The 14,046-nt window shown below is 36.3% G+C and carries 11 protein-coding genes and 1 tRNA gene; 7 read left to right on the top strand and 5 right to left on the bottom strand.

The genetic code is table 11. From position 1 onward, the window contains the following. The first annotated feature begins 4 nt into the window (after window positions 1–4). The 4 genes from SJY09_RS13840 (at window position 5) to SJY09_RS13825 (ending at window position 7,979) form a co-directional block, all read left to right on the top strand. Window positions 5–1,345 (top strand): ATP-binding protein, encoded by a 1,341-nt coding sequence (locus SJY09_RS13840; protein ID WP_396636306.1) that lies wholly within the window; start codon window positions 5–7, stop codon window positions 1,343–1,345. A 167-nt stretch (window positions 1,346–1,512) separates the two neighbouring features. Beyond that, complete coding sequence (locus tag SJY09_RS13835; RefSeq protein ID WP_396636305.1) at window positions 1,513–4,494, top strand: type I restriction endonuclease subunit R; 2,982 nt, start codon at window positions 1,513–1,515, stop codon at window positions 4,492–4,494. Window position 4,495: 1 nt separating this feature from the next. Next, window positions 4,496–6,703, top strand: coding sequence for an AAA family ATPase (locus tag SJY09_RS13830; protein WP_396636304.1), 2,208 nt, complete (start codon window positions 4,496–4,498; stop codon window positions 6,701–6,703). Continuing rightward, entirely contained in the window at window positions 6,693–7,979 is a 1,287-nt protein-coding gene (locus tag SJY09_RS13825) for a restriction endonuclease (RefSeq protein WP_396636303.1), read from the top strand. The genes SJY09_RS13830 and SJY09_RS13825 overlap by 11 nt, the downstream gene beginning before the upstream one ends. Window positions 7,980–8,079: 100 nt before the next feature. On the opposite strand, the gene SJY09_RS13820 is transcribed toward SJY09_RS13825, so the two are convergent. The 3 genes from SJY09_RS13820 to mce form a co-directional block, all read right to left on the bottom strand. Continuing rightward, the gene (locus SJY09_RS13820) at window positions 8,080–8,259 is read right to left on the bottom strand and encodes a hypothetical protein (RefSeq protein ID WP_396636302.1); all 180 of its coding nucleotides are present in this window, start codon (window positions 8,257–8,259) and stop codon (window positions 8,080–8,082) included. A gap of 156 nt (window positions 8,260–8,415) precedes the next feature. Further along, a tRNA-Ile gene (locus tag SJY09_RS13815) sits at window positions 8,416–8,489 on the bottom strand. A 58-nt stretch (window positions 8,490–8,547) separates the two neighbouring features. After that, the gene (gene mce / locus SJY09_RS13810; protein WP_396636301.1) at window positions 8,548–8,952 is read right to left on the bottom strand and encodes a methylmalonyl-CoA epimerase; all 405 of its coding nucleotides are present in this window, start codon (window positions 8,950–8,952) and stop codon (window positions 8,548–8,550) included. A 64-nt stretch (window positions 8,953–9,016) separates the two neighbouring features. Between mce and rbfA the strand changes: the two genes are divergently transcribed. Both rbfA and SJY09_RS13800 read left to right on the top strand, forming a co-directional pair. After that, window positions 9,017–9,409: a 30S ribosome-binding factor RbfA gene (gene rbfA / locus SJY09_RS13805; protein WP_396636300.1), complete on the top strand. Its 393-nt coding sequence runs from the start codon at window positions 9,017–9,019 to the stop codon at window positions 9,407–9,409. A gap of 3 nt (window positions 9,410–9,412) precedes the next feature. Beyond that, entirely contained in the window at window positions 9,413–10,618 is a 1,206-nt protein-coding gene (locus SJY09_RS13800) for an ABC transporter permease (RefSeq protein WP_396636299.1), read from the top strand. Here SJY09_RS13800 and dusB read toward each other — a convergent pair. Further along, entirely contained in the window at window positions 10,610–11,608 is a 999-nt protein-coding gene (gene dusB / locus SJY09_RS13795; protein ID WP_396636298.1) for a tRNA dihydrouridine synthase DusB, read from the bottom strand. The genes SJY09_RS13800 and dusB overlap by 9 nt on opposite strands. 35 nt (window positions 11,609–11,643) lie before the next feature. Then, window positions 11,644–12,870, bottom strand: a complete 1,227-nt coding sequence (locus tag SJY09_RS13790; RefSeq protein ID WP_396636297.1) for a M28 family peptidase — start codon at window positions 12,868–12,870, stop codon at window positions 11,644–11,646. Between the two features lie 32 nt (window positions 12,871–12,902). Between SJY09_RS13790 and SJY09_RS13785 the strand changes: the two genes are divergently transcribed. After that, the gene (locus SJY09_RS13785) at window positions 12,903–14,045 is read left to right on the top strand and encodes a TolB family protein (RefSeq protein ID WP_396636296.1); all 1,143 of its coding nucleotides are present in this window, start codon (window positions 12,903–12,905) and stop codon (window positions 14,043–14,045) included. Window position 14,046: the final 1 nt, after the last annotated feature.

The raw sequence follows: 14,046 nt of genomic DNA, 5'->3' as shown, positions 1-14,046 counted from the left end.
AATTATGGCAGAGAGTCAACATATAGAGTGGAAAGAATCATGGCACGAGAAGTACCTAAAATGGGTGTCTGGTTTTGCTAATGCACAAGGTGGCACCCTATATATTGGTATTGACGATAATGGTGTTGTTAAAGGCATTGATAATGCCAGAAAACTACTAGAAGATTTACCCAACCAAATACGTGATATATTGGGTGTAATGGTAGCGGTAAACTTGCATGCAAAAGACGGTTTGGAGTATTTAGAAATTATTGTGGAGCAATACCCGTTTCCTATAAGTTTACGTGGTAAATACTATTATCGTTCTGGTAGTACCTTACAAGAATTGAAAGGCGCTGCTTTAACTAAATTTTTATTAGAACGCCAAGGTAAAAAATGGGATGGTGTACCTGTACCAAGTATTTCAGTCGAAGACTTAAAAAACAGTACGTTTTCTGCTTTTAAAACCAAAGCAGAAAAAAGTAACCGCTTGTCTACCGAAGATTTAGAAGGCAACAATAAAGAGTTATTGGAAAGCTTAAACCTGTATGCAGATAATGCTACCATGCTTAAAAGAGCTGCGATATTGTTATTTCATCCTAACCCAGAAAAATACATTACAGGAGCCTCAATTAAAATAGGTTTTTTTGAAGATGATGACGATTTAAAGTACCAAGATGAAATAAAAGGCAACCTTCTAGAACAAGCCGAAGAAGCTTTAGACTTGCTTAAAACAAAATACGATAAGGCAAGTATTTCATATACAGATGATGGTGCGCGTGAAGAAAAATTCATCTTTCCGCAAGACGCAGTTAGAGAAGCTTTGTTAAACGCTATTGCGCATAAAGATTACAGTAGTGGTATTCCTATTCAAATTAGCGTCTACAACAATAAAATTATATTTTGGAACGAAGGACAACTACCAGAAAATTGGACGGTAGATAGGTTAACAGAGAAACACCCATCTAAACCATTTAACCCAGATATAGCAAACACTTTATTTAGAACAGGCTATATAGAATCTTGGGGACGTGGTACCATAAAAATCATAAATGCGTGTAAAGCACATAAAATAGCACCACCAATTTTTGCAAATACAGCACCAGATTTTGAGGTAACACTAATCCATTACACAAAAGAGGCTTTAGCTGCAAAAGGACTAAAGCCAGAGTTTATAACTATTATTTTATTTGTCCAGGAGCATCAAAGTATTTCAAATACTATTGTTCAAGAGATATGTAAAGTAGCCAAAAGAACAGCTACACGATATTTAACCGATTTAGAAGGACAATATTTAATAAAAAGCGGGACCATTGGTGCTGGTACCAGGTATATTTTAAAAGGAGACACCATTGGGCCAGCGTAAAATAAATAATGGGGCCACCATTGGGCCAAAATTAGATTTAAACACGCTAGATAAAACATAATTACCTGATATTAAAGGTGTTATTTGCTTTTTAATTGGACCACCATTGGGCCAGTTAGTAAAAATAATTGGGCCACGATTGGGCCAAAACAAAAAAATAAATTAGAATGGCATCAGGAACTAAAGAAGTACACTTTGAGGCACATATAGAGAATTACTTGGTGAATACGGTTAAAGAATACCATAGTGTTCCGCCTAATTTATATAATAAGGACTTGTGTGTTATTCCTTCAGAAATTATTGCATTTGTAAAAGATACGCAACCTAAAAAGTATGATGAATTAGCCAAACAATACGGTGCTTTGGTAGACACTAAAATTGTTGAGAACGTTGCCAAAAATATCACTAAAAACAAAACACTAGAAGTCTTACGAAATGGAGTTAAAGATCGTGGTCAGCGATTAAATTTAGCCTATTTTAAACCTGCTAACGATAAAACACCGGAACACGAAATTGCTTATGCTAAAAATCGTTTAGCCATTGTATGTCAACTAAAATACTCTAACCGTAATAATAACGAGATAGATTTTGTGCTGTTTATTAACGGTATTCCTGTAGTAACAGCAGAACTTAAAAATGCGTTAACCGGTCAAAACCACCACAATGCCATAAAGCAGTTTATGCAAGACCGCCTACCCAAAGGCGAACCCTTTTTAGAGTTTAAAAGGTGTCTTGTTCATTTTGCAGTCGGTACCGAAAAGGTATTTATGGCTACCGAATTAAAAGGAAAGTCTACTTACTTTTTACCATTTAATACAGGTTTAGAAAATCATTCAGATACAGGTTTTGCAGTAGAATACCTTTGGGAAGATGTATTGCGAAAAGATTCTATAATGGATTTAGTGCAAAACTTTATAAGTGTACAAACCGATAAAGAGAAAGTATACAATCCAAAAACAAAGAAGTTAGAAGAAAAGAAGTCTACCAAACTATTGTTTCCTCGTTTTCATCAGCGTAGAGCAGTACAACGTATTATAGAAGCTTTAAAAACTGATGGTACCGGTAAAAACTATTTGGTACAACATTCCGCAGGTTCAGGTAAATCTAATACCATAACGTGGTTAGCATATAGATTAGCTAATTTTTATCAGAACTATACAGACTCCGAAGCCCTATACGATTCTATTATCGTAGTTACCGATAGGCGTGTTTTAAATAAGCAAATACAAGATAATATTCGTCAATTAGACAACACTCCTGGTGTTGTAGCATACATAGATGAAAAGTCGACCTCTCAAGATTTAAAAGACGCTATTGAAGATAAGAAACGTATCATTATAACAACGATACAGAAGTTTCCGGTAATTGCACAAAGTGTTACCAATTATCCAGATAGAACGTATGCTATTTTAATAGATGAAGCTCATAGTTCTCAATCGGGTGAATCCTCTCGTCAAATGCGTAAAGCATTAAGCTTAGAAGAAGCAGAACAAGATGAAGCAGATATAAAAACAGCTGATGAAATAATTGCAGATGAAATAGCAAAAAAAGGTCAGCAACCCAGTATTTCACAATTTGCTTTTACGGCAACACCTAAACAAAAGACCTTAGAGCTGTTTGGCACCAAAATAAATGGAAAAATAGAACCTTTTGATGAATACACTATGGAGGAAGCCATTAAGGAGGGCTTTATTAAAGATGTGCTACAAAACTATATGTCTTTTAAGCGGTACTATAAATTAGTAAAGCGCACAGAAATTGAAGACAAAGAATATGACAAAAAGAAAACCGTACGTGTTTTAGGCAACTATGTAGATCTGCAAGATCATGCCATCGATAAAAAAGCACGTATCATGTTAGAGCATTTTACAAGTCAAACACAAAACGAAATACAAGGTCAAGCCAGGGCAATGTTGGTAACAAAGTCTAGGTTACACGCCGTACGTTTTAAGTTGAAATTTGATGCCATTTTAAAAGAAATGAATTTGCCATACCGCGCTTTAGTTGCGTTTTCAGGCACAGTAAAAGACCCAGACACCAATGAGGAGTTCACAGAAAGTGGCATGAATAATTTAGGAGGTAAAATAAGTATTCCAGAAGCTCTGAAACTACCAGCAAACAGAATATTGATAGTAGCTAATAAGTTTCAAACCGGTTTTGACGAACCTTTACTACATACAATGTTCGTAGATAAAAAACTTGGTGGTGCAAGTACAGTACAAACCTTATCTCGTTTAAACCGAAACCGAAGAGGAAAAGACTCTACTATGGTCTTAGATTTTGTTAACGACCCAGAACTGGTGCGTGCAGATTTTCAGCATTTCTATGGTAAAAACTATATGGAAGAAGAAAATGAAACAGATCCAAATAGTTTATACACCCTATTAGACGAGGTGAATAGCTTCAATGTTTTTTACGAAACAGAGGTTGAAGCTTTTGCTAAGATATTTTTTAAGTCAAACGACAACATGGAGGCCATTCAGCCTATTTTAGGAGACATTGCTAAACGTTTTGATAACGAACTTGAAGACGAAGACAAAAACGCTTTTAAAGCAGCCGCAAAGTCTTACACTAAGATTTATCGTTTTTTAAGTCAGATCATACAATTCACAGACATAGACCTTGAGAAAAAGTATGTTTTTCTATCTGCTTTACTTAAAAAACTACCCTACGTTAAAAGTGATTTACCAGTAGATGTGGTTAATGATATTGAATTAGATAGCTATAAAATACAGCACAAGTTTACCGCTAACCTAGACCTTGTTTCCGAAGATGGTGAAGACTATGGAATGACCCCAGGAGGTGGAGGATCAAAGCCTGAAGATGAAATTGACTTTTTAACTAAAATCATTAAGGTATTGAATGATACGTTTGGTTTAGAACTTACAGATGAAGACAAGGTAGATTTCAATAAAGTCAAGAAAAACCTTTACGATAATGACGACCTTATGGCCTACTTCAACAAAGGAAATTCCAAAAATAATATTAAGGATAAGTTTGATGAAGAAGTTGATAGTGAATTTTTAAACTTTATCAATACCAAACTGGATTTCTATAACAAAATGACAGATGAGAAAACAAACAATTTGTTTAAATCATTGTTGTTCAAAGAGATTTATGATAGGGAGGTTCGAGGTCTAGGCAAATAAAATGGAAAAAGAAAAGTCCAAAAAAGAATGGGAAAGAGCAATAAAAAAAGCTCTAGAGTTCTACGAGAATAACGATTGGGAAAATGATGATACCATTAAACATGTGCTCTATAAAGGCAAAAAAATTCCACCAAAAGAAGTATATCGCAAAGCAGAAGAGTTTTTTATAATTAAAAATCCTAATGCTAATTTACCAATGCCTGGTGGAGGCAAACCAATCAATAAGTTTATTGAGAAACATGGTTTTCCTGTAATTGAAGGAAACACACCTGTAAACTCTCCTAAGATTTGCAAAATGCAAATGAAGGCTAATTCTGATGGAAAAAACTACGCTGATGAAGTTTTGTCTGACAATAGAATAACCGGTCACATCGATTATGTACGTGAAAAATTTGAAAATTTAAACAAAGGAGATATCGTATTGGTTCACAAAGGAAAACACCCTCATTGTTTGGTTAAAATAGATTTCAAAATTTTAGATAAAACACAATTAATCGGGGAATCATTTGGTATTGATTATAAGGTCATTAAACTTGGTTATTACTCCGATATTCCAAATACCGTAGATTTTAAAAGTAATTTTAAAGGTTTAGGACCTGAAGGTTCTTTTGCTATACTGGTAGACACTACTACAAAAACATATCAATTTATTTTGAGTTGGTTAAATTATCTAAACCCACAAAGTAACATGGAGAAATACATTCAACTATTAAAATACAAGAAACAAATAATTCTACAAGGTCCTCCTGGCACTGGTAAAACTTGGCTTGCTAAACAATTGGCGGAAACATTAATATCTGAAAATTCAGAAGAAAACACTGCTAAATCATTAAATGAATCTAACTATTCTATAATCTCAGAAAATGATATTAACTCTATCCTAAAAAAAGGCGTGGTTGTTACAACTCCCTCTAAACGAAAAAACTATATCGTGGAAGAGAATGATGTTAAAAATAAAAAGATAGTAGTACAAAGAGAAAGCAGTACAACAGATTCTACTTCTTATAAGGATATTGCTTCTGCTGCTGAAAATCAATTATGGAATCAAAAATTAAATCAAAATAATTTGAGAAGAGCCGCTGCTTTAGCAAAATATATAATAGAATATAAAAGCAAGAATCATCAATCTGTTTTGCAAAGAAATAAAACTTACGAAATTGTTCAATTTCACCCATCATATACGTATGAAGATTTTGTAAGAGGTATTAAAGCTAAAAGTGAAGGAGAGCATATTAGTTACGAAACCGAAAATGAAATTTTAGCCATACTAGCCGAAAAAGCAAATAATAATTTAATAGCAAGTAAGAAAGACGTTCAAGAATTTTCTATAGAAGAAAGTATTAAGGATTTATTGGTTGAATTTTCTGAAACTATTCAAGATAAAATTGATGAACTTGAAGAATATAAAATAACGGAAGCAGTTTCTATTGTTGCTGTTGAAGATGATGCTTTTAGATACACTGGCAAATGGAAGACAAGTCAACGTATGAAATTTAAAGACTTAGTAACTTCAATATTAGAAAATGTTTCTTCAAGACAAGATCTTAAAAAGTTAGATAATGTTTCTGGTTTAGCTAAACAGCATGCAACTTACTTTTTTAAGGTTTTAGAGCTATTTAAAAAAGACTTTAAGCAGCAATTAAGCAGTGTATCTAATAAAACTCTTGAGAAACCACAACGAAAAAATTACGTTTTAATAATAGATGAAATAAACAGGGCCAATTTACCATCTGTTTTAGGTGAGCTCATTTACGCTTTAGAATATAGAGGAGAACCTGTAAGCAGCATCTATTCTATAGATAATAGTGCTACCATTACCATACCTGAAAATCTCTATATAATAGGCACTATGAATACTGCTGATAGAAGTGTGGGCCATATAGACTATGCTATTAAACGTCGTTTTGCTTTTGTAGATATGTTACCAAAAGCAGAGGTGATTGTTAAACATAAAGCTAGGGAGCTATTCAATTTAGTTAGTGAATTATTTACAGAAACCTTTTTGGCTTCAGATTTTGAGGCAAAAGATGTGCATCTGGGACATAGTTATTTTCTAATATCAGAAGAAAGTGACCTCAGTGAGTCAGAACAATTGCAGCTAAAATTAGATTACGAAATCTTGCCAATACTTAATGAGTATGTTAAAGATGGTTTGTTATTAGAATCTTCCAAAGAGAAAATTAAGCAAATCGCCAATTTTGAGTGTTAAAATATTGACATCATGCGAGCATCAAAAGGATGTTGTTATTGACCAAGTTTTTTCTGATGACTTTTCAAAAAAAAATTATGAAAAGAAGTTTGCCAAAAAACATCATGGTAAAGATGTCAGTCTACCCTGTTTTTCTATTAAGAAGCAAACTAATGATAGTGAAACTTTTGTACTTAACACAGGTTATTTCATAGGATTAGACTGGGTTGAATTTAACAAATCGGCGGTGTATGTAGCGCCAAAACTTAATGATGGAAAACAAGAAGTCGATTTTATTGGTATGTTATTGGCATCCTTAAAACATGAAACAGTAACTAAAGAAATAGAGGAGTTGTTTGTTGTTAAATGGAGCAAACCAACCATTGAGATTACACAAAAACAAGATTTTTTGACACCTTTTTTAGTAGTGGAATTTTTAAGCCTCTTAAAACAAATTGTTAGAAAAGGATTAAAGAAATCCTACTACAAAGTAGAGAGAAATTTACAAGGAAGAGCAAAAGGAAAAGTACAGGTGACTAAAACCTTAAAACATAATCTGGTTAAGAATAAAAACCTTTTCACTTACTGCAGTTTTGACGAGTTTGGCATTAATAACAAGGAAAATAGATTATTAAAAAAAGCACTACAATTTATTAAACGCTATTTACCGACTTATACACAATTAACCAATCACAAAGACATACAAAACATCTTTAATTATATTAACCCTGTATTTACTCAGGTTTCTGACCAAATAGAAATTACAGAAATTAAGCATACTAAAACCAATGTGTTTTATAAGGAGTATGAGCAAGCTTTATACTTAGCAAAACTTATACTAAAACAATTTGGGTATAACATTTCTAATACTATTAAAGACACTATTCAATCACCTCCTTTTTGGATAGATATGACAAAGTTGTTTGAGTTGTATGTATTAGGTTTATTAAAAGATAGGTTTCAAAATGAGGTGAAGTTTCAATTCCAACATTACGGCAATGAGTTAGATTATCTTTTAAATAATAAAGACTATCAAATGGTCATTGATGCTAAATACAAACTTAAATATATAAATGGCAAGCTTGACCAAGATATTAGGCAAGTAAGTGGCTATGCGCGTTTAAAACACGTTTACAAATCGTTAAAAAAAAATCAAGGAGAAGTAATTGATTGTTTAATAATTCATCCAGATCAAAATGGGTTTGAAAATTTGATGGAGGTTAATTTAAAAGAAACAGAGGTTAATCACTATTTCGATGTTTATAAGGTCGGTGTCAAATTACCTTTAGTAAGGTAATTATTAATGGACGTGCAAATACAAAGGATACTTCGGTCTATGATTCATAACAACTGTCCTTCCTACTTAACAAACGCCAACTAGAATGTATTTAGTTAAATTACTTAATCTTTGAAAAAACGTTTTTAATAAGATAGTTTAAAGCTTGTTCTTCAGTTATTATAGGTTTCTTTTTTGATCTTTTACTCATATTGATATCTTCTTGAACCATGTAAAACAGTTTATAAAACTCTTCTTCAGTCAAAGCCTTAGCAACATTATACACATCATGTGCCTTCATATTTTGTATATTTTTAGTTGTAATTAAGCCATCAAATGAAACAGAATTAAATATTAAAGGCTAATTAATTTGAATATGTTGTCTCTATTGTTGTCTCTTTGTGAAAACAAAAAACTCGCAAGGCTACTGTTTACAGTGCATTACGAGTTTGTTAAGTGGTCCCACATGGGCTCGAACCATGGACCCCCTGATTATGAGTCAGGTGCTCTAACCAGCTGAGCTATAGGACCCGCAATTTGCGGTTGCAATATTACCATTTATTTTTAATCGGCACAAGCAAAATAATACCTACTTCCCTATTTCTTGACATAACTCCACCAAGACCCCGTTCGTAGTTTTTGGATGTACAAAAGCCACCCATTTATTATCCGCTCCTTTTTTTGGGGTTTCGTTCAAAATGGTAAAGCCTTCTTCCTTAAGTCGCTTTATTTCTGCCTTAATATCTTCAACAGCAAAGGCAACATGATGCACCCCTTCGCCTTTTTTAGCCAAAAACTTCGCGATTGGACCATCTGCTGTTGTTGACTCTAAAAGCTCTATTTTATTTGGTCCATTCATAAAAAAAGAAGTGCGTACCCCTTCGGAGGCAACCTCTTCCTCTTTGTAAGGTGCTACGCCCAATAACTTTTCAAATAATAGGTTGGACGCTTCTAAGTCCTTCACCGCAATTCCCAAATGTTCTATTTTCTTCAACACTTAACTGTTTACAGGAGCCATAAACACCTAAATTACATATAATTCTACGTACTTTTGCCCTATGGAAACGCAAAGACAGCGAAAAATAGGGGGAGTCATCCAAAAAGATATTGTAGACATTCTGCAAAAAGCGGCTATTGATGGAGGTTTAAAGGGAACCCTTATCTCTGTTTCCAAAGTGGTGGTCACTACAGATCTGTCTATCGCCAAGGTGTATATCAGTATTTTTCCGAATGACAAGGCTCAAGAACTCTTAGAGGGCATTAAGTCTAACCAACCGCTCATAAAGCACGAGCTGTCCCAACGTACCCGAAACCAATTACGCCGTGTACCCGATTTGTTGTTTTACCTAGACGATTCACTAGACTATATTGAAAAGATTGAAAATTCCTTGAAAGGGGAAGAAAACCCTATTGAGAATAGAGATTTACTGGAAAAAAGAAAAAAGTCATAGGTATTGAACTTTCCGCTGTACATAGCCAAACGATATGTTCGTTCCAAGAGCAGCCAAAACGCGGTTAACATTATCAACTTTATTACCTTTTTAGTTATTGTTATTGGTGCTGCGGCACTTTTCATAGTGCTATCCGGCTTTGCTGGCCTAAAAACCTTTAGTCTCTCTTTTACCAATTCCTTTGACCCGGAACTTAAGGCACTTCCCGCAGCAGGCAAGTTTTTTACCTTAACACCTACCCAAGAACAGGAATTGGCCGCTGTAAAAGGAATAGCACACTACGCAAAGGAAATTGAGGAAAAAGTGTACCTAGAGCATAAAGGCAAGAACCATATTGCCTATATCAAAGGAATTGATTCCAACTACATAAAAGTTACCCGAGTAGATAGTACGCTCTACTTGGGAGATTGGGCTATAAATGAAAAACAGGTGGTTTCCGGAATCGGGATTGCAAATATCCTAGGGGTTACCATAAATCAGTTTCGTAGTCCCCTACAACTATATGCTTTTAAACCAGGGACCGGTTCTATTTCCCAACAGCGCATAAGCTCCTTGTACAATCAGGCACCTATGGTCATTTCTGGAGTTTACGCCGTTGAGGCCGATTTGGATAATAAATATGTTTTTGCCGATTTAGAACTTACGCAGGCCTTGCTTGAAAAGGATAAAACACAATTCTCTGGCATTAATTTTAAGCTTAACGACGGTGCTGACCTTGAAAGAGTTAGAGGGGATTTAAATCGTGCTTTAGGCAATGGAATCGTTATTAAAAACAGAGAGGAGCTGAACAGTACGCTCTATAAAATGCTTAATACGGAAAATGTAGCTACGTATCTCATTTTTACATTGGTACTAATTATTGCCCTGTTCAATGTAGTCGGAGCTATTATTATGATGATTTTGGACAAGCAACAAAACTCCAAAACCCTTTTCAGTTTAGGGACTACGATAAAGGAACTTCGGCGTATCTACTTTGTTCAGGGGGTACTTGTTACAGGTCTTGGAGGGATAATCGGAATTTTACTAGGCTCACTGCTTATTTGGTCCCAACTTCTTTTTGGATGGCTCCGTATTACCCCATCGCTAGCCTATCCTGTTGAATATAAACTAATGAATGTCTTTGTGGTACTAGGAACCATATTGGTTCTTGGAATCATCGCTTCAAAAATTGCTAGTAGCAGGATCAACAAAAAATTAATCTCAGCCTAAACTAAATTCGTGGTCTCCAAATTTCTGTAAAACCTCATCGAAAGCGGCAAACACATCTACGGAGTCATCACTAGTAACCATCTTCATGCGATACTCCTTAAAATTGGGAATCCCTTTAAAATAGTTGGTGTAGTGCCTACGGGTTTCAAAAACGCCCAGTTTTTCGCCCTTCCAAGCAATGGACATTTCTAGATGTCTCCGAGCTGCATCCACACGTTCTTGCATCGTTGGCGGAGCTAAATGCGCACCCGTGTTAAAAAAGTGTTTCACCTCTCTAAAGAACCACGGATAGCCAATACTGGCCCTGCCTATCATAGCACCGTCGAGACCAAACTCATCGCGCATTTTAACCGCAGCCTCCGGGGAATCTACATCACCGTTACCAAATACGGGAATATACATTCTAGGATTGTTCTTTACCGCTGCGATAGGATGCCAATCGGCATTTCCCTTATACATCTGCGCTCGGGTTCTACCATGAATGGCAATGGCTTTGCAGCCAACATCCTGCAAACGTTCGGCCACCTCAACAATTTTGATAGAATCCTCGTCCCAACCTAAGCGAGTTTTCACTGTAACAGGAAGTTTAGTGTGCGCTACCATAGCCTTGGTCAAGGAAACCATTAAATCAATGTCCTTTAAAATACCTGCGCCAGCACCTTTAGAAACTACCTTCTTTACAGGGCAACCAAAATTAATATCAATAATATCAGGTCCGGATTTCTCTACAATCTCAACCGACCGCAACATCGACTCCAAATTAGCTCCAAATATCTGAATACCCACGGGCCTTTCTTTTTCATAGATATCCAACTTCATAACGCTCTTGGCGGCGTCCCTAATTAGACCTTCTGAAGAGATGAATTCCGTGTATACCACATCAGCTCCCTGCTCCTTACAGAGCGCACGAAAAGGTGGGTCGCTCACATCTTCCATTGGTGCAAGCAGCAAGGGAAAATCTGGCAATTGTATGTCTCCTATCTTGGGCACGCTCTTTAACTTTAATTTACAAAATTACATCATTTTTAAAAAGTGATGGCGGCCTTCTTCTCTTTACCGTTACGATCTACAAGAACCTCGGTCGTATCGCCTTCCTCATAGGCAGATAATGCACGCATATAACTCATCATGTCAACAACAATACTATCTCCTAATTGAATTACTACGTCACCCTTTAAAAGCCCTGCTTTTGCTGCTGGCCTTCCTTCGGTAACACCATCAATTCGCATTCCTTTTCCATCAAAAAGATAATCTGGCATTACGCCAAGGGCAACTTTAAAACGGGGCACATCTTCACTTTCGTTCTTGGTGGTTCTAAATGCAAGTTTGGCATCGTCATCTAACTCGGCAATAACGCTTAGTATATATGCACCAATCATTTCCATACCTTCATAATTCAGCTTTTCAGCATCGTCCGAAGGTTTATGATAATCTTTATGTTGCCCCGTAAAAAAATGAAGTGCGGGTATATTCTGAAGATAGAAAGAGGTGTGGTCACTAGGCCCTACGCCAGATTCACTCAAAACCAATTTAAATCCAGGGTTAACGGTATTTAATACTTGGCCCCAAATTGGCGCTGTTCCTGTTCCACTTATAGCAAGCGTCTTATTTTCCTTTAATCTTCCAACCATATCCATATTGATCATATAATTGGCTTTGTTAAAATCTATAGTAGGGTTTTTAGAAAAATAATTACTTCCCAACAGGCCCATTTCCTCACCAGAGAAGGCAATAAAGGTGTAGTTACTTCCCGTTAAAGTGTCCTGCAATTTTTCCGCAAGCTGTAACATGACACCAACGCCACTGGCATTGTCGTCCGCACCATTATGAATGGCTTCTCCATCTGCATATAACGAACCTTCGCCACCCAGTCCTAAATGGTCATAATGCGCGCCAATAATAACTGTTTTATCGGCCTTATTATCTATATATCCAATAACGTTCGTACCAGTAATTGTACTATCACCTGTAACGAACTGCACTTCTGAATGTGGGTCTTTCTTGGGTTTAAATGTAAAGGTTTGAAAATAGGTGCCAGCATGGCCCCTAGGTTGTAGGCCTATGTTTTCCATACGCTCGCTTAAATAATTTGCTGCTAGCAACTCTTCAATAGTTCCCGTTTCACGGCCTGCTAGACTATCGCTTGCCAAAAAGCTTATATCTTCTTGTAAACTAAGTTTTTTAGGCTTTTCCTGTTTACAGGAACATAGACTGCCAAAAATTAATGCCAAAACCATCAAATTACGTATCATAGCCTTTATTTTTACGTAAAAATACAGATCGTATGAGAATTCCTTTTGTTTTAGTGCTCCTATTTCTTTTCGCCAATTGCAAGTCAGAAACCAAACCACAACATACGGTAACTACGGAAGGCAAAACAAGCTCCTTAATGGCGGGTAATGACACCCTCATTTATCCAGAAGAAAAATATTTTAAAAGCATCCGGCAAATCACCTTTGGTGGAGACAATGCCGAGGCCTATTGGAATTGGGACGATACGCAAATGATTTTTCAGTCTAACAACACCAATTGGGGTATGAACTGTGACCAGATGTTCCTGATGAACATTAAAGATAATTTCAAGGACACTATTCCGCCTATGGTAAGCACCGGGATGGGACGTACCACTTGTGCCTATTTTCTACCGGACAACAAACACTTTGTTTACGGTTCTACGCATTTGGCGGACAAGGAATGTCCTGAAGTACCTCTACGAAAAAACGGAAATTATGTGTGGCCGGTGTATGACTCCTTTGACATTTTTGTGTCCGATTTGAAAGGAAATATCACCGGACAACTTACCAACGAACCTGGTTACGATGCGGAAGCCACAGTTTCTCCCAAAGGGGATAAAATTGTCTTTACCTCTACCCGCAGCGGCGATTTAGAGCTCTATACCATGAACATTGATGGAACGGACGTACAGCAGATAACGGATGAACTGGGCTATGACGGAGGTGCCTTTTTCTCACCGGACGGTAGCCAATTAATATTCAGGGCCTCGCGTCCTAAAACACCGGAAGCCATCAAGAAATATAAAGACCTGCTAGCGGAAGGTTTAGTGGAGCCCACGGAAATGGAACTGTTCATCTGCAACGCTGATGGAAGCGATCTAAAACAATTAACGTTCCTTGGTAATGCCAATTGGAGTCCGTTCTTTCATCCCTCTGGAAAAAAAATACTGTTTTCCAGCAATTTCGAGGCCGAAAAGGGCTTTCCTTTTAATCTTTACTTTATAGATGTTGACGGTAAAAATCTAGAGCGTGTAACTCATGGAGAAACTTTTGATGCCTTCCCTGTCTTTTCTAACGACGGAAAGTACTTAGCATTCTCCAGTAACCGCAATAACGGGGGTACAAGAGACACCAACCTATTTATTGCAGAGTGGCAAGAGGCATCCTCCGAGTCCTCTAAAGGGGAGGAATAAA

Source organism: Maribacter sp. R77961, from assembly GCF_044594925.1.
Lineage (GTDB): Bacteria > Bacteroidota > Bacteroidia > Flavobacteriales > Flavobacteriaceae > Maribacter.
Note: the sequence above shows the minus strand (reverse complement) of the source record. Positions and strands in the feature narration are given on the sequence as shown.

Bases quoted from the DNA above. Each gene is read 5' to 3' on its own strand.
- SJY09_RS13830 (WP_396636304.1), top strand. From the start codon at position 4,496: ATGGAAAAAGAAAAGTCCAAAAAAGAATGGGAAAGAGCAATAAAAAAA.
- SJY09_RS13790 (WP_396636297.1), bottom strand. From the start codon at position 12,870: ATGATACGTAATTTGATGGTTTTGGCATTAATTTTTGGCAGTCTATGT.
- SJY09_RS13785 (WP_396636296.1), top strand. From the start codon at position 12,903: ATGAGAATTCCTTTTGTTTTAGTGCTCCTATTTCTTTTCGCCAATTGC.
- SJY09_RS13820 (WP_396636302.1), bottom strand. From the start codon at position 8,259: ATGAAGGCACATGATGTGTATAATGTTGCTAAGGCTTTGACTGAAGAA.
- rbfA (WP_396636300.1), top strand. From the start codon at position 9,017: ATGGAAACGCAAAGACAGCGAAAAATAGGGGGAGTCATCCAAAAAGAT.
- SJY09_RS13840 (WP_396636306.1), top strand. From the start codon at position 5: ATGGCAGAGAGTCAACATATAGAGTGGAAAGAATCATGGCACGAGAAG.
- SJY09_RS13835 (WP_396636305.1), top strand. From the start codon at position 1,513: ATGGCATCAGGAACTAAAGAAGTACACTTTGAGGCACATATAGAGAAT.